Here is a 16,096-nt window from a genome sequence, read left to right as displayed (position 1 = left end):
CTAACACCTCCCTATCATTCTTCACCAACAAGCGCACTTCCTATCCGAATAAATGTAGCACCCTCTTCCACTGCAATGACATAATCGTTTGACATTCCCATCGATAATTCCGTGCACGGTGCATTGGCAATATGTAACGCTTGTACACGTTGTTGCAGCTGCTTCAGCTCGCGAAAACAGCGGCGAAGCAACTGTTCATCGTCTGTATACGGCGCCATTGTCATTAGTCCAACTACTTCAATTTTCGTAAAATTTCGTAGCTGTTCGATAAACGGAAGCACTTGTTCGCTCGAAAGCCCATGCTTCGTTTCTTCGCCAGATACGTTTACTTGAACAAAACATTTAATCGGTTTTGTTGCCCTTTTTTCGATTTCCTGCGCTAACGACAAACGATCGAGCGAATGAAGGTAGTCAATTTTATCGATGACGTTTTTCACTTTGCGCGACTGTAACGTTCCGATAAAATGCCACGTCGCTTCTTTCCCGATGGCTTCATATTTTTGCAATAACCCATCATCGCGGTTTTCTCCTAAGTCAGCAACCCCTGCAACCACTGCTTCTTTTGCCCGTTCGATACTCACATATTTTGTTACGGCAATAATACGCACATCGTTGTTGTCACGACCAACGCGGTGACAAGCTTCATCAATATTGCTGCGAATAATGGCTAAGCGTTCGCGAACAGACATTCCCTTCCTCCTTTCTGCCGATAAACGCCATCATTCTTCCCGTCTGGCCATTGTCACGACGATGCGAGAAAAATACATTGGTTTCGCAACTCGTGCAATAGTTTGATACTTCAATATGTTGTACGCCTTCTTTTATAAGTAATAGTCGATTTAGTTCTTTTAAATCAAGTGCATATTGTCCTACACTCATTTCATAAAATGGCAACGTTTCGCTTGTACCGAGCACATTTTGTACAGCATCAATCACGCGATTATCCACCACATAGCAACAAGCACCAATCGCTGGACCGATAGCAACCATTACTTCTTCCGGCATAATCCCTTCGTCGCGAAAGCGCTGAACCATGTTGCCGGCAATGTTTTTCACCGTCCCCTTCCAGCCAGCATGCGCGAGGCCAATCATGCCATGTGTTGGTGCGAAAAAATAAAGTGGCACACAATCAGCGAAACATAACGTTAGCAATATCCCTGCTTCATCGGTATATAAACCGTCTGTATCTGCAATCGCTGTTTCTAACCGCACGGTCCCTTTGCCGGCGTCGCGTGCAGTTACTTTTTCGATGCGAGAGCCGTGCGTTTGCTCACAACATACCCATTGTTCTAACGGAATCGTGAAAAACTCTGCCAATTTCCGGCGGTTTTGCTCGACAACTATCGCCTCGTCCCCAACGTGCAGCCCAAGATTAAACGTGGCAAATGGCGCTTGGCTAAAGCCGCCTTGTTTCGTTGTAAAACCAGCGATGACGTTTGACCAACGGAGCATAAGCAGCGATTCATCCACTGGATGAAAAATTTCCGACATGTTCGTCATCCTCTTTGTAGATTTTTATCACTTTTTTTCCTATTTTATCACAGTTTGCTGATAGATGATAACCATTATTTATTCTTCCTCGTTTAAACGGACTAAAATAACGTCTGCACCAATTTTTACAATGTTGCGCCATGGAATAATCGTTTCTTCTTCTCTTCCAAACAACCCGAGCACTTTTCCTGCCCCTAAAATAATGAGTGACTCAATTTGTCCCGTTTGTAAATTGATATCAATATCCCCGATATTCCCTAATTTTTTTCCGTTCGCAACATTCACAACATCTTTCGTTTGAAATTCAGAAATTTTCACCATTGTTATCCTCCCGCTTTCCTCGTTTATTTCACTATATGATTTATTCGCTATGACCTTTCCGAAAAAAAGAGCTGTCCGCGACGGAACAGCTCGTTACACTTGAATATTTTTATTCATTTGGCGGATGGCCGCTTTTTCTAGACGCGACACTTGCGCTTGCGAAATACCGATTTCTTCGGCAACTTCCATTTGCGTTTTTCCTTGGAAAAATCGTTTGCGAATAATCATTTTTTCCCGTTCGTTCAACCGACGCAGCCCTTCTTTTAGTGCAATTTCTTCAATCCATTGGCTATCACGATTTTTTTCATCGCTTAGCTGATCCATCACATAAATCGGATCACCGCCATCGTTATAAATCGGTTCAAATAACGAAACCGGGTCTTGAATCGCATCAAGTGCAAAGACGACCTCTTCGTGCGGCACGCCAAGGACATTGGCGATTTCTTCTGCTGTTGGCTCTTTTGCCGTTTCCCCCATCAACTTTTCCCGTACTTGTAGCGCTTTGTAGGCGATATCACGCAACGAACGTGACACGCGAATCGGGTTGTTGTCGCGTAAATACCGCCGAATTTCACCGATAATCATCGGTACGGCATACGTAGAAAATCTAACGTTTTGGCTTAAATCAAAATTATCAATCGATTTCATCAGTCCGATACAACCGACTTGAAACAAGTCATCGACAAATTCCCCGCGGTTATTGAAACGCTGAATGACGCTTAACACGAGGCGTAAATTTCCGTTAACAAGCTTTTCCCTTGCCTCTAAATCCCCTTCATGCATTCGTTTAAACAGCTCACGCATTTCTTCGTTTTTCAATACCGGAAGCTTTGATGTGTCTACACCGCAAATTTCTACTTTGTTTCTTGTCAAGTCTTTCCCTCCCATCAGGAGATGCTGTCAACGTTCAGTATCTCCTCAGGAAGGAAAAATATGCACTACATCATTTTATTAAACTCTTTGCGCAGCCGTTTAATGATTCGCTTCTCTAGCCGCGATATATACGACTGCGAGATGCCAAGCAAGTCTGCAACGTCTTTTTGCGTTTTTTCTTCTCCGCCGGAAAGGCCGAAACGAAGTTCCATAATTTGTTTTTCACGATCGCTTAATTGACGAAGCGCGTTTAGTAAAAGATGGCGATCCACATCTGCTTCTAAATCTTTTGTAATCACGTCATCTTCCGTGCCGAGCACATCGGACAAAAGCAGTTCGTTTCCGTCCCAATCGATATTGAGCGGCTCGTCAAATGACACTTCTGAACGCACTTTATTGTTGCGACGTAAATACATTAATATTTCATTTTCAATGCAGCGGGAGGCGTAAGTCGCTAATTTAATTTTCTTCTCTGGATTAAAGGTGTTTACGGCTTTAATAAGTCCAATCGTACCGATGCTAATTAAATCTTCGATGTTAATGCCTGTATTTTCGAATTTTCGGGCAATGTAGACGACAAGGCGCAAATTTCGCTCAATGAGCATTGCCCGGGCGGTTTCGTCGCCCGATGGAAGTTTCTGAAGCAATAATTCTTCTTCTTCTTTTGTCAGCGGCGGCGGTAACGCTTCGCTCCCGCCGATGTAATAAATTTCATCTGTTTTTATGCCGAGCTTTCTTAATAGTTTATACCATAAATAAATGAGGCGAAGTTTCCATTTTCCCATAAAAATCCCCCTTCTAAATTATCCGAAAATGCGTATGATATAGTAAAAAACTTATGAGGCAGTAAGGCGCTTTCCGGTTTGAATCATTTTTGGATGCACAATGCATTGGTATTCTCCGTCGGTAGATAAGTCCGCTGCGTTCAATCCAATAAGTCCTTTCGTGACCTCTATCCACTGCGATTCGTAATAAATCGTCAATCGGTCAGGTTGAATCGCCCATAGAAATTGCTGTGTTTGCCCGATTCCCCGATAAGGAATGAGGCGCAGCCGAGTTGCCCATTCTTTCCATCGCTCGTCGTCAAGCCACGTAAAATCATTTAGTTCGTTCATGCACGCTAGCAATTCAGACGGTAGTACACCTTTCATCGCGCTTGCGTTAATAATCATTACAGGCGTTTTTGTCAACGGATCGTATAGCTGATTGCCGCTGTCAATTAGCCCTTTTAAGGAAAGGGACACTTCTTGGAATGTTAATACGACATTCACGATATGCTCGAAACGAAGTTTTTTTTCTCGAACGGCATTCATCCTCTTTTGCGAAAATACCCATAGCACAGGAAAACCAATGAGTACAAACAACCAACTGACAGGGTCGCCTGTTCCGAGCGAATACGTCGTAAGCATGCCTCTTATGACGATGTCTGTTTGTAGTAAATAATGAACCGCAATCAGTCCTCCTCCAACCATAAAAGTAGCGAGGTAAAAAGTGAATAAGTTCTCGAAAAAATACCGAAATCGTTTAAATCCGAACGAAGCCAGTACGATGAGAATAGAAAAAAGCAGTTTCATCAATGGCTGTTGGACGTATGGCGAAACTGGCGTAAACAATAATAATACGATAAGCGAACCGATGAAAGCACCGGATGTCAATCTCCACCACTTTACTTCCCGCTTTAAAATAATGGCGGTCAACCAAAGCAATAGCCCATCGAAACATACGTTCAACAACCAAATGACATCTAAATAAATCGTCAAACTAATAGCCTCCCTCGGTCAAGCAAAGCCAAGCAATTTCTGAAAATAGTATATAGTACATCTTACTGGAAAGTCTGTCAATTCATGATGGAGAAAAAGCAAATTTTTTGTCTAAAAAAAACGAAAAAAGAGGCATGAATCATAACGATTCATACCTCTTTTTTTGAAGGAGTCAGTCGCCTCCGCTTTTCGGTATTGTCTAGCTGCGGCTCCTAGCCCCTCGGGACGCTTCCGTCGGATGTTTCCTTGGCTCACGCCAAGGACCGTTCTTCGCTTTTCCGGATTACCGGCGGCGGTTGCGGTTTCGGAGAAATGCTGGAATGTCTAGCGGATCTTCCACTTGTGTGGAACGAACTGTATAATCTTGAGCTTGCTCCTCGCGTTTTTCCCGCTTAACGCCAACTGTTGGTTTTGGCGTTGCCACTCCGGTGCGAAGCGGTCTGGTTGATTGACCTTCGTTTTCGTTAAATCCAGTAGCAATAACGGTAACAATAATTTCATCTTTTAAATTCTCGTTAATCACTGAGCCAAAAATCATATTCACGTCCTGGTCAGAAGCCGAAGCAACGATATCGGCTGCTTCTTGCACTTCGTATAAGCTTAAATTCATTCCACCTGTAATGTTCATTAACACGCCTTGAGCGCCATCAATGGACGTCTCTAATAATGGGCTCGAGATCGCTTTTTTCGCAGCTTCAGCCGCGCGGTTTTCTCCGCTAGCAATTCCGATTCCCATCAACGCTGAGCCTTTATTCGACATAATCGTTTTTACGTCAGCAAAGTCTAAGTTAATTAAGCCCGGAACAGCAATTAAGTCAGAAATGCCTTGTACCCCTTGGCGAAGCACGTTGTCCGCTTCACGGAACGCTTCAAGCATTGGGGTATTTTTATCGACAATTTCTAACAGGCGATCGTTCGGAATAACGATTAACGTATCGACTGCTTCTTTCATCGCTGCAATTCCATTTGCTGCTTGCATCGCCCGTTTCCGACCTTCAAACGTGAACGGACGTGTCACAACGCCGACCGTTAGTGCCCCTAATTCACGTGCGATTTGAGCAATGACTGGTGCTGCCCCTGTTCCTGTTCCACCGCCCATCCCGGCCGTGACAAAAACCATGTCTGCTCCCTTTAACGCTTCCTCAATTTGCTCTTTGCTTTCTTCTGCAGCTTTTTTTCCCACTTCTGGGTTTGCCCCTGCTCCTAATCCGCGCGTCAGTTTCGCGCCAATTTGTAATTTAATTGGAGCTTTGGACAAATTCAAGGCTTGCGCATCGGTGTTGACCGCGATAAACTCTACACCTTGTACGCCATGTTCTATCATTCGATTTACAGCGTTATTTCCGCCGCCGCCAACACCGATGACTTTAATCGTTGCTAACTGATCAACTGTAGTGTCAAACTCCAACATGACAAATCCTCCCAATAATTCGATCTCTATTCAAAGAAATAGCCGAAAAATTTTTTTACTTTTTGTCCTAAATTATCTTCTTTTTCTTTTGGTTTTGCTTTTGCCGGCTGTTGTTTTACCGGTCGCTTTTCCGGCGTTTCGACCGTTGCTGCTACGGGAGTGCGACGCCCTTGTAGCTTTGCCTGCCGATAGGCAAACTTAATTAAACCGACTCCTGTCGTATATTGTGGGTCGCGGACACCTATATAATCAGGGATTGCGACGCGGACACTGCTTCCTAACACGACTTGAGCTAATTCTAAAATTCCTGGCATGTTCACAACGCCACCTGTCAGCACATATCCGCCTGGCAAGTCCCGAAATCCGAGTTTACGAATTTCTTGATAAACAAACTGAAAAATTTCTTCTAGCCTTGCTTCAATAATATCAGCAAGTTCTAATTGCGTAAACTGTTGATGCTGGTCTGTACCGATGACTGGAACGCTGAACACTTCTTCTTCAGAGGCAAAATCGTAAAAAGCATGTCCGTGTTTTAGCTTGATTTTTTCTGCATCTTCCGTCGATGTCCGTAACCCAATCGAAATATCTTTTGTAATGTGGTCACCACCAACTGGGAGTACAGATGTCGCTTGCAAAAATCCTTGCTCGAATACGGCAACGGTCGTCGAACCACCACCAATATCGACTAGAGCAACCCCTAAATTTTTTTCATCTTTCGATAAAGCAAGGGAGCCTGCGGCAAGCGGCTGCAGACAAATGTCGCTAATCTCTAATCCCGCTCGTTCTACGCAGCGAAGTAAATTATGTAAAACTGTTTTTGCACCTGTAATCATCGTTCCTTCCATTTCCAACCGCACACCAAGCATGCCACGCGGGTCGTTAATGCCATCCAGTCCGTCCACAATAAATTGTCTCGGAATGACCCCGATAATTTCCCGATCTGGTGGAATGGACACGACTTGAGCTGAATCCATCACGCGCGCAACATCTTCATCGGTAATTTCACGGTTTTCACTAGAAACGGCGACAATGCCGTGGCAATCATGGAGTTGAATATGATTACCATTCACTCCAACAACGACGCGCTGAATCGTAAGCCCAATCATTCGCTCTGCTTGGTCGATTGCACGTTTAATGGATTGCACCGTTTCATCTATGTCAACAATAGCTCCTTTTTTGAGCCCTGCGGATTTCACATTACCGATGCCAATAATATTTAGTGATTCATTCAACATTTCTCCGATAATAACCTTAACACTGGATGTACCGATGTCAAGACTAACAACGATTTCATTGCTGTTCATTCTTTGGCACCCCCTTATAACAAACTTCATCGACTCGGTCGAACAGCGACGAACAAGGTTTGTTTCATATATTCAACATGCTGACAAGCATTCCCTTTTATTTCACTTAACTTTTTTGCCGCCTCTTGAGCCAATTGATCAGTAAAATTCGTCGGATGACGGCTATATTTTGAAAGAGCCGTACACCGAAAGCAAATACGGCTGCTAAATACAAGTCTACACCAAGATGCACACCGAGAAAAGCTAAACTTGCAGCTAAAATAATATTAAAAAAGAAACCGGTCAAAAAAACGCTTTCGTCGTACACATTTTGCAAATGCGCACGAATGCCGCCGATTAACGTATCTAGCGCTGCTAGCACCGCGATTGACAAATAGCTTGAATATTCGTCAGGAATGCGCCAATTTGTTAACCATCCTAGCACAATGCCAGCGATAAGACCGATAAATGGGAGCCACATCTCTATTCTCCCCCCTTTTCGGCATTTACTGTTTGGAGATAGCGAACATGCCATTTTTCCTCGGATTGTGGAATGACAACGGTCGATATCGGTTCTGAAACGGTAAGTTGTAAATTTTCGATCACAAAATCATCAAAAAGCGGTGACACTTTTAAATGATGATGTAACGTTGAAACGTCATCAGCAATGATTTTTACTTCGAGTGGAAACGAAGAAATTTTCACATTTCCCACTTTCGTCAAACCGTTCACATCACGAATGGCCGTTGTATTCGTCAACCGTGTATTCGCAACGGCAATTTCTTTTGCTCCGTACTCATTTAGTTCGTTGATAAGCCGATTTAATAATTCCGGGGATACAGTACGTACAACCGGTCCTACATAACTTTCTGGATAAAATGGTTCAATCGTCAAAATAAGTCCCGTACCTTGAACAGTTGTCTGTCCTGCTTCTTCTTTTAGTTCAGCCAACGTTTTTCTTAATGCTGCTTCTTGGTCGGTCGAACGAGCTTGTTCGTAAGCCGCCAACTGGTCATCACTGCGGCGTATTTCGAGTAAAAGCTGTTGCTGCAACTGCAATTCACGCTTTAAATCTTGGCGCAACTCCCATATATCACGTGTATCGCGCACCACTGGGTCTTTTGTCGATCGAAGCTGAACGGCGAGCATCAACCCGATAATGGCGGCAATAAGCGTAAACTGAAACATTTTTCTTTTTTGCAACGCGCTTCACCAAACTTTCTTTGATGTCACCTGCGATTTATTACTCACTATGAAACATTGGATCGAAAACAAGCGAATCTTTGCTGGCAATTTTCACAACGACATGGTCGTTCACTAACTCGTCTTTCACCCCTCCGGCAATGTTGAGCGCCGACATAAGCACATGTGGATCACCGATTGCCGCGATAACAAATGGAGCAGCATGTTGCACACCATCGACTTCGATAACTGGACCGTTACACACAATGTATGAGCGATGTGAGATGCGTTGCCCGTTAATCGCTATCGCTTCGGCTCCAGAAACGAGCAACTCATGGACGACTTTCCAAACATGCTGCTCATGGACGATATAATTCGCTGCATTTTGCTCGTTTGGAACATATGATGCATCTGCTAGCGTCACTTCAATTCCTTTTCCTTGCACTTTCACTTTTCCCGTATACATGCGCAGCTGCTCCACTTCCTTCACAAGCCCAGCGTACGCCGTTTTTTCGTCTGCTAATTCTTTTTCACTGCGCTGAAGCTGCTCTTGCTTTTTCAACAATCGTTTTTTCAGCTTGCTCGTTTCTTTTTGTGCTTGAATGAGCAATTGCCGATATTCGTACTCTTTTTGCCATTGCCGGTCGGTCACGTCCCGCCGCATTTCCTTTGTGTATTGGTAGGAAAACGAAAGCATAAATCCGAGTACAAGGAAAACAAAGGAAAGGATGACATCATTCCCCCTTACTTTTCTCATTGTCATCCCCCTTATAAGCTTTAAAATAGTTGCTTACTTCTAAATGAATAACACCTTTCACGTCGGGATTTAGTTGCTTTACAATTTCAGGATACAATCGCATTTTTTCCGCAAAATTCGGCACAGTTGCACTCACTTCAAATCCGTCATTCATATAAACAGTAACATGGTATGGGTCGTATTTCGTCGGCGTATGATGGATTTCGGAAATAGCGTTTAATATATAAGAAGGCAAATGCGCCAATTGTCCAGCGATTTCTTGAATTTTTTCACCGTCTTTCCAATTGACTAAAATCGGTGCATCACTTAGCGCTACTTTGGGCTTGTTTTTCGTTAAAATTTTTCCGTTGTCCAAAATCGGAAAAAATAATTGTTTTTCTTCAATGTAAGCGACACGTGTCCGCTCTTTTATGTATAGGACAATCGTGTTCGGAAACTGCTTCTTGACTGTTACCTCTTTAATTTCTGGAAGCGACTCGATTGCCTGCTTTACTTGATCGGTTTTTACCCTCCAAAAGCTTGTCCGATTTGTTAAGCCGCTTGCTTGAACAATTTGTTGAACAGAAACGTGTTGGTTTCCTTTCACATCGATGTGTCGGACATTGCTTAACGGTGATTGAAAGTAAATGATGCATAAAATAAGCATAAAAAAGAAGACGATATACGCAGTTAGTCGGCGATTTACTTTTTGCCTGCGCCGCTGTTTCAGCTTTGGAACACGTTCTTCGAGAACGACCACTTTCCCTTTTTTCAACTCGCTCACCGCTTTCTTACTTACAAACAATAAAACAAACGGCATTCGCTCATGCCGTTCCTAGAACAAGCTTATTTTTATTATAACATACTATTGAAAAAGAAGGTGACCTAATTTTTAGGACTTTCGACCAACGATTTCTACTTCCGTTTCTAAATGAATGCCATATTTTTGATAAATCGTCTGCTTGACATAGGAAATTAAGTCTAACACCTCTCTTGCTTTGGCGTTACCTGTATTAACGATGAAGTTCGCATGTTGCTCAGAGATTTTTGCCCCGCCAATTGCATATCCTTTTAATCCGGCTGCTTCAATCAGTTGGCCAGCGTAGTTTGGCAACGGGTTACGGAAAATGCTTCCTGCACATGGATAGTTCCAAGGCTGCGTATCGCGTCGGTAATCTTTATTTTTTTGCATCACCGCCACAATCGCATCACGCTCTCCTTTTTTCATTTGCAATACAGCGGCGATGCAAATCCCCGGTCGTTTCGTTTGCAGCACCGATGTCCGATACGAAAATTCCATTTGTTCATTTGTTAGCCATTGAATCGTTCCGTCGGGAAATAAAATTTGCGCTTTTTTAACAATCCGCGACATGTCCGAACCATGCGCACCAGCATTCATATAGACAGCACCACCGACCGATCCTGGGATTCCTCCTGCAAACTCTAGCCCCGATAATCCTTGTTTGCTAATGACTGTTGCTAGTTTAATTAAAGGATAACCTCCACCAACGGTCACTTCTTCCCCGTCAATCACTAACTCATCCAAGCCTTCCCCGATTTTAATGACTACTCCTTCGACGCCTTCGTCCGATACGAGCAAATTCGAACCACGTCCAATAGCACGCCACGTAACTTGATGTTTGCGCACAATGTCCATCACTTTTTGTAAGCTTTCTATACTGTTCGGTTCAACCAATACATCGGCAGGTCCGCCAATTTTCATCGTTGTATGTTGGGAAAGCGGCTCATTTTCTTTCACTTTTCCTATGTTCGCTTCCACCAATTCTTTGATCAATGTCTGCACGAACATTCTCCTTTCTTATGGGTTTCTATCATCGTATGTGCTTTTTTCCTTCATGTCACTAACACGCAAACAAAACGAGAGGGGCAGGTCTTTGGAAGAACCGTCCCCTTCTCTTTAGTAACGCGCATGCTTACTAATGTTTAACAACACACCGATTGCCATCAACATGAGCGTCAATGACGACCCTCCGTAGCTTAAAAACGGCAGCGTAATGCCTGTGACTGGCATAAGCCCTGTCACGACACCAATATTAATCATTACTTGAATGGCAACCATCGCGATAATGCCGACCGCTAAAAAACTGCCGTATAGATCCGGCGCACCAAAGGCGATACGCACCCCACGCCAAAGAAGTAGACTGAACAATAAGATGACGAGTGAACCACCAATAAATCCAAGCTCTTCTGCTAAAATGGCAAAAATAAAGTCAGTTTGTGGCTCTGGCAAATAAAAAAACTTTTGCCTGCTTTGCCCTAATCCTAATCCAAGCAAGCCACCTGGACCAATTGCATATAGCGATTGAATAATTTGAAAGCCGCTGCCAAGCGGGTCTTCCCATGGATTTAAAAACGACGTAATTCGTTTCATACGATACGGAGCAGATAACACGAGCGCCGCAAACCCAGCTACGCCAATCATGCCAAGCCCAACAAAATGGCTAATGCGAGCACCGGCGACAAAAATCATAGCGATACACGTACCGACCATCACTGTTCCCGTTCCTAAATCAGGCTGCAACATAATCATGCCAAAGGCGGAAAACACGAGCGCCAGCGAAGGAAGCAATCCTTGTTTAAACGATGTTATCGCTTTTTGATGTTCCGATAAATATTTAGCCAAAAACGCGATCATCGCCAACTTCATAAATTCCGATGGCTGAATCGAAAACGCCCCAACACCAATCCAGCTTCGTGACCCATTGCGCACCATTCCGACGCCTGGAATGAGCACGAGAGCGAGAAGAATGAAACAAATGATGAGAAACGTTTTCGCCCAATCCCGCCATACCCAGTAATCGACATTCATAATGAAAAACATCGCAACAACGCCAACACCAGCAAACAATAGCTGTCGTTTCGCAAAGAAAAACGGATCGTGAAATTTGTATTCCGCCCACACCGCACTGGCGCTATATACCATAATGAGCCCGATTGCAAGCAACGAGAACGTAAGAAAAAGGAGCAATACATCAGGCGCAGATTTTTTTTGTGGCAATGCCCACCACCTCAGCTTTATGAACAGTTTGTCTATTTCAGCATATGCACCGCTTGGACAAAAATGTCCCCTCGCTGCTCAAAAGTTTTGTATTGATCCCAGCTTGCACAAGCTGGCGATAACAAAATGACATCACCAGGCGCAGATAGTTCATAGGCAGCGGGCACAGCTTTTTCCACATTATCGACATGACAAACCATTTCTATTCCTGCTTCTTTCGCAACCCGTTCTAATTTTGGTGCCGTTTGGCCAAATAAAACGATTGCTTTTACATGACGCAAATACGGAATAAGGGCATCAAACTCGTTGCCGCGATCTAATCCACCAGCCAAAAGGATGACTGGCTGGTCAGTAAACGCCGCTAGCGCTTTTTGCGTTGCTAATATATTCGTTGCTTTTGAGTCGTTAAAAAACTTTCTTCCATTCACCGTTCCGACGTACTGCAAACGATGTTTAACGCCCGTAAACGACGTCAACACACGAACGATTGCGTCGTTATCTACACCGACTAGCTTGGCAGCTGACAACGCAGCTAAAATATTTTCCACGTTATGCTTTCCAGGCAAAGCAATATCGGATAGATTGATTATTTTTTCATCGTTCCAATAAAGGGCGTTCTCTCGAACATAAGCGCCGGACGACAATGGCGTTGTAGTGGAAAACCATATTTTTTTCGCTTTGGATAAATCCGCTAGCTTTCTTACCCATTCATCGTCCGCGTTCACTACTGCATAATCGCTTTCAGTTTGATTTTTAAACAAATTTCCTTTCGCTTGTGCGTACGCTTCTTTCGTTCCGTGATAATCCAAATGTGCATCGAATATGTTTAATAACACCGCGATGTGCGGCCGAAATGTTTGAATGCCCATTAGTTGGAACGAAGAAAGCTCTGCGACGATCCAATTGTCTTCGGCAGCCGTTTGTGCCACTTCACAAGCAACCGTCCCGATGTTCCCAGCAATGAGCGGCTTCTTATTTCCTTCTTTTAGCATTTCGTAAATTAATGTCGTCGTTGTCGTTTTGCCATTCGAACCAGTAATACCGATAAATGGCGCTTCGCTAATTTCATAGGCAAGTTCTACTTCGGTCATAATCGGTAGCCCTTTTTCCATTGCTTTGGCGATGAGTGGGTTTTTGTATGGAATGCCTGGATTTTTGACAATCAAATCGAACGGTTCATCCAGCAACTCAAGCGGATGCCCACCGCAGACGACACAAATTCCTTTTTGCTCCAACATTTGTGCCGCTTCATTTTCTTCTTTCGGCTTTTGGTCATTGACAGTCACAATTGCTCCGAGTTGGTGAAGCAGTTGTGCCGCAGCCAACCCACTTTTTGCTAGCCCAACGACGAGTACACGTTTTCCTTGATACGTTGCTACATGTTTCAATTACATCCACACCTCGATATAGATTCCGAGTATCGCAAACAGCAAGCCAACCGCCCAAAAAGTGACGACGACTCGCCATTCCGACCAACCGATTAGTTCATAATGATGGTGAAGCGGACTCATGCGAAACACTCGTTTTCCTGTTGTTTTAAATGAAATGACTTGAATAATCACCGATAACGTTTCGATGACAAACACCCCGCCAATAATGACGAGCAATAATTCTAACTTTGTCAGCATGGCCACTGTTGCAATCGCTCCCCCTAACGCTAGCGATCCTGTATCCCCCATAAACACTTTCGCAGGATGAGCGTTAAAAACGAGGAAGCCAAGCACTGCTCCAACAACGGCAACGCTGAAAATCGCAACATCATACTGTTGTTGATTCCATGCCAATACAGCGTAAGCTCCAAACGCAATTGCTGCTGTTCCTGATAACAAACCGTCAAGCCCGTCGGTTAAATTGACCGCATTAGAGCCGCCGACAAGCATCACAAGCATTAACAGAAGATAGCCAATGCCTAAATCGAACGACACGTTCGTCCCTGGAATATGTAGTACCGTTGAAAAATGCTCTTGACGATACACAAAATAAAAAATAACAGCGATGATTAATTGTCCTACTAGTTTTTGTTTGCTCGTTAATCCAAGGTTCCGCTTCATCACTACTTTAATAAAATCGTCAAGAAAACCGAGCAGTCCGTATCCAATTGTCACGAATAAAAGTAAATACGTTTCTACTGTTATATGCGAATACTTTTTCGTCATTAACCATGTCGTCACGACAATCGACAATAAAATCATGATTCCGCCCATCGTTGGCGTGCCAGATTTTTTTTGATGTGATTTCGGTCCTTCTTCTCGGATGCTTTGACCGAATTTTAACCTCCGCAGAAACGGAATGAAAAGTGGAGATAATACGACCGTAATAAAAAACGCTGTTGCAATGGAAACGAGTATTACTTGCTCTGTCATGATGATTCACTTCCTTCTTCCCTCTGAGAACGAAACGATATATGCCATTGTCGTTCGTTTATTAACGATATATCATATGTGCCATTTTTCGCAATATGATGGCAGCTCCCCCCTAACATGATACCTCTCGCTCCTTTATCGCTTCGCGGGCAACAAGTCTGTCATCAAAGTGCAACACTTGTTCCCCAATAATTTGGTACGTTTCATGCCCTTTTCCTGCGATTAAAATAACGTCACCTGCTTGCGCCTGGTGAATCGCATAGCGAATCGCCTCTTTGCGGTCGACAATCGACACATACGATTGCCCTCTTACGCCGTCTTCCATGTCTTGCAAAATCGCCTCTGGTTGCTCCGAGCGAGGGTTATCTGAAGTAAAAATTGCCACATCAGCATATTGAACCGCAATTTGCGCCATTATCGGTCGTTTCGTGCGATCACGGTCGCCGCCGCAGCCAACGACGACATATACATTGCGCTTGGCAAATTCGCGAATCGTTTTTAATACATTTTCTAAGCTATCTGGCGTATGTGCATAATCAACGATTACTGTAAAGTTTTGCCCTTCATCGACCGTTTCAAACCGCCCTGGTACCCCTTGGATTTCTCCTATCGCTTCAACAATGGTCGACAGTGAAACGCCTGATGCAAGACTAGCAGCCGTTGCGGCTAATATATTATACACGTTGAACCGCCCGATGAGCTTTGTTTGCATTTGCGCTTCTTCTGTCGGTGTCACGATCGTAAACACCATCCCACTTGGGGTGATATCAATCGCTTTCGCCATAATATCGCTTTCGGTTTCTATTCCGTACGTAATAATCGTAGCGGCAGTCATTCTTTTATATTGTTCAGAAGACGAATCGTCGTTGTTCAATACAGCGAATTTCGGACGCGTATGATCAAAGCGGTTACCAAGCTGTGCAAACAAAAGCCCTTTTGCCAACCGATACTCTTCCATCGTTTGATGATAGTCTAAATGGTCTTGCGTTAAATTCGTAAATACTGCCACATCATAATCACAGCCGTGAACACGCCCCATATGAAGCGCATGGGACGACACTTCCATCATCGCCACATCGACACCGGCATCAACCATTTGCTTAAACGTTTTTTGTAGCACGAGCGATTCGGGGGTTGTATTTTGCACTTCGTACGTTTCATCGCCAATTTTTGTATAGAGCGTACCAATTAACCCTGTTTTCTTCTTGGCTTTACGAAAGATTTGTTCAATAAGATGCGTTGTCGTCGTTTTTCCATTTGTTCCTGTAACCCCGATCAAGTGCAGCTTATGCGTTGGTTGTCCGTAAAACGCATCTGCTAATACCGCCATTGCCCGTTTGCTGTCGCGAACGAGAATGACAGGAACGGGAACATTGACATAGCGTTCAGCAATCACCGCTACTGCTCCGTTTGCAACTGCTTGTGAAGCAAATGCATGCCCGTCCACTGTAAATCCTTTGATACAAATAAATAACGCACCTTTCGTTACTTTTCGTGAATCCATTTCAATGGATGTAATTGTCGGATTTTCTCCGCTATATATCGTAAAATCATGCAAATAAGAAAGCAACGTTTGTAACTTCATCATGTTCATCCCTCTCATGTAAGTTCTCTTTTCACAGAGAAACAATCCCTACAAAAACGGAAAAGAAGGGGT

The 16,096-nt window shown here is 43.8% G+C and carries 17 protein-coding genes; all 17 read right to left on the bottom strand.

Annotated elements, in window-relative coordinates:
* Nucleotides 1-14: 14 nt before the first annotated feature.
* Entirely contained in the window at nt 15-689 is a 675-nt protein-coding gene (locus GFC30_RS07040; protein WP_066323610.1) for a YggS family pyridoxal phosphate-dependent enzyme, read from the bottom strand.
* Nucleotides 646-1,491, bottom strand: coding sequence for a peptidoglycan editing factor PgeF (gene pgeF, locus GFC30_RS07035; RefSeq protein WP_066323607.1), 846 nt, complete (start codon nt 1,489-1,491; stop codon nt 646-648). Before pgeF ends, GFC30_RS07040 begins: the two co-directional genes overlap by 44 nt.
* 78 nt (nt 1,492-1,569) lie before the next feature.
* Complete coding sequence (locus GFC30_RS07030; protein ID WP_066323606.1) at nt 1,570-1,812, bottom strand: YlmC/YmxH family sporulation protein; 243 nt, start codon at nt 1,810-1,812, stop codon at nt 1,570-1,572.
* A gap of 93 nt (nt 1,813-1,905) precedes the next feature.
* On the bottom strand, nt 1,906-2,685 hold the full coding sequence (gene sigG, locus GFC30_RS07025) for an RNA polymerase sporulation sigma factor SigG (RefSeq protein ID WP_066327223.1): 780 nt from the start codon (nt 2,683-2,685) through the stop codon (nt 1,906-1,908).
* Between the two features lie 65 nt (nt 2,686-2,750).
* Nucleotides 2,751-3,470 (bottom strand): RNA polymerase sporulation sigma factor SigE, encoded by a 720-nt coding sequence (gene sigE, locus GFC30_RS07020; protein WP_066323605.1) that lies wholly within the window; start codon nt 3,468-3,470, stop codon nt 2,751-2,753.
* Nucleotides 3,471-3,521: 51 nt separating this feature from the next.
* A complete protein-coding gene (gene spoIIGA, locus GFC30_RS07015) occupies nt 3,522-4,445 on the bottom strand; it encodes a sigma-E processing peptidase SpoIIGA (RefSeq protein ID WP_066323603.1) in 924 nt (307 codons plus the stop codon).
* 283 nt (nt 4,446-4,728) lie between these two features.
* Complete coding sequence (gene ftsZ, locus GFC30_RS07010) at nt 4,729-5,856, bottom strand: cell division protein FtsZ (protein ID WP_066323600.1); 1,128 nt, start codon at nt 5,854-5,856, stop codon at nt 4,729-4,731.
* 26 nt (nt 5,857-5,882) lie between these two features.
* Entirely contained in the window at nt 5,883-7,160 is a 1,278-nt protein-coding gene (ftsA, locus tag GFC30_RS07005; RefSeq protein ID WP_066323598.1) for a cell division protein FtsA, read from the bottom strand.
* A 106-nt stretch (nt 7,161-7,266) separates the two neighbouring features.
* Nucleotides 7,267-7,620: a small basic family protein gene (locus tag GFC30_RS07000; protein ID WP_066323596.1), complete on the bottom strand. Its 354-nt coding sequence runs from the start codon at nt 7,618-7,620 to the stop codon at nt 7,267-7,269.
* 2 nt (nt 7,621-7,622) lie between these two features.
* Entirely contained in the window at nt 7,623-8,342 is a 720-nt protein-coding gene (locus GFC30_RS06995) for a DUF881 domain-containing protein (RefSeq protein ID WP_179946289.1), read from the bottom strand.
* A gap of 40 nt (nt 8,343-8,382) precedes the next feature.
* Entirely contained in the window at nt 8,383-9,078 is a 696-nt protein-coding gene (locus GFC30_RS06990; RefSeq protein WP_066323595.1) for a DUF881 domain-containing protein, read from the bottom strand.
* Nucleotides 9,056-9,877, bottom strand: a complete 822-nt coding sequence (locus GFC30_RS06985; RefSeq protein WP_066323593.1) for a cell division protein FtsQ/DivIB — start codon at nt 9,875-9,877, stop codon at nt 9,056-9,058. Before GFC30_RS06985 ends, GFC30_RS06990 begins: the two co-directional genes overlap by 23 nt.
* Nucleotides 9,878-9,949: 72 nt before the next feature.
* The gene (murB, locus tag GFC30_RS06980) at nt 9,950-10,861 is read right to left on the bottom strand and encodes a UDP-N-acetylmuramate dehydrogenase (RefSeq protein ID WP_066323587.1); all 912 of its coding nucleotides are present in this window, start codon (nt 10,859-10,861) and stop codon (nt 9,950-9,952) included.
* A 114-nt stretch (nt 10,862-10,975) separates the two neighbouring features.
* Nucleotides 10,976-12,076 carry a stage V sporulation protein E gene (gene spoVE / locus GFC30_RS06975; RefSeq protein WP_066323584.1) on the bottom strand — a complete coding sequence of 367 codons (1,101 nt, stop codon included), beginning with the start codon at nt 12,074-12,076 and terminating at the stop codon, nt 10,976-10,978.
* Between the two features lie 32 nt (nt 12,077-12,108).
* Nucleotides 12,109-13,464 carry a UDP-N-acetylmuramoyl-L-alanine--D-glutamate ligase gene (gene murD, locus GFC30_RS06970; protein ID WP_066323581.1) on the bottom strand — a complete coding sequence of 452 codons (1,356 nt, stop codon included), beginning with the start codon at nt 13,462-13,464 and terminating at the stop codon, nt 12,109-12,111.
* Nucleotides 13,465-14,439, bottom strand: a complete 975-nt coding sequence (mraY, locus tag GFC30_RS06965) for a phospho-N-acetylmuramoyl-pentapeptide-transferase (RefSeq protein ID WP_066323578.1) — start codon at nt 14,437-14,439, stop codon at nt 13,465-13,467. It lies immediately after the preceding gene.
* Between the two features lie 112 nt (nt 14,440-14,551).
* A complete protein-coding gene (locus GFC30_RS06960; RefSeq protein WP_066327214.1) occupies nt 14,552-16,024 on the bottom strand; it encodes a UDP-N-acetylmuramoyl-L-alanyl-D-glutamate--2,6-diaminopimelate ligase in 1,473 nt (490 codons plus the stop codon).
* Nucleotides 16,025-16,096: the final 72 nt, after the last annotated feature.

Source organism: Anoxybacillus amylolyticus (assembly GCF_001634285.1).
In the GTDB taxonomy this organism is placed as follows: domain Bacteria; phylum Bacillota; class Bacilli; order Bacillales; family Anoxybacillaceae; genus Anoxybacteroides; species Anoxybacteroides amylolyticum.
The sequence above is the reverse complement of the archived record's forward strand: the minus strand, read 5'-3'. Positions and strand labels throughout refer to the sequence as shown.

Coding starts and splice junctions, on each gene's coding strand:
- GFC30_RS07000 (WP_066323596.1), bottom strand. CDS start 7,620: ATGTGGCTCCCATTTATCGGTCTTATCGCTGGCATTGTGCTAGGATGG.
- GFC30_RS07030 (WP_066323606.1), bottom strand. CDS start 1,812: ATGGTGAAAATTTCTGAATTTCAAACGAAAGATGTTGTGAATGTTGCG.
- GFC30_RS06990 (WP_066323595.1), bottom strand. CDS start 9,078: ATGAGAAAAGTAAGGGGGAATGATGTCATCCTTTCCTTTGTTTTCCTT.
- sigE (WP_066323605.1), bottom strand. CDS start 3,470: ATGGGAAAATGGAAACTTCGCCTCATTTATTTATGGTATAAACTATTA.
- GFC30_RS06985 (WP_066323593.1), bottom strand. CDS start 9,877: ATGCCGTTTGTTTTATTGTTTGTAAGTAAGAAAGCGGTGAGCGAGTTG.
- pgeF (WP_066323607.1), bottom strand. CDS start 1,491: ATGTCGGAAATTTTTCATCCAGTGGATGAATCGCTGCTTATGCTCCGT.
- GFC30_RS06960 (WP_066327214.1), bottom strand. CDS start 16,024: ATGAAGTTACAAACGTTGCTTTCTTATTTGCATGATTTTACGATATAT.
- ftsZ (WP_066323600.1), bottom strand. CDS start 5,856: ATGTTGGAGTTTGACACTACAGTTGATCAGTTAGCAACGATTAAAGTC.
- ftsA (WP_066323598.1), bottom strand. CDS start 7,160: ATGAACAGCAATGAAATCGTTGTTAGTCTTGACATCGGTACATCCAGT.
- mraY (WP_066323578.1), bottom strand. CDS start 14,439: ATGACAGAGCAAGTAATACTCGTTTCCATTGCAACAGCGTTTTTTATT.
- GFC30_RS07040 (WP_066323610.1), bottom strand. CDS start 689: ATGTCTGTTCGCGAACGCTTAGCCATTATTCGCAGCAATATTGATGAA.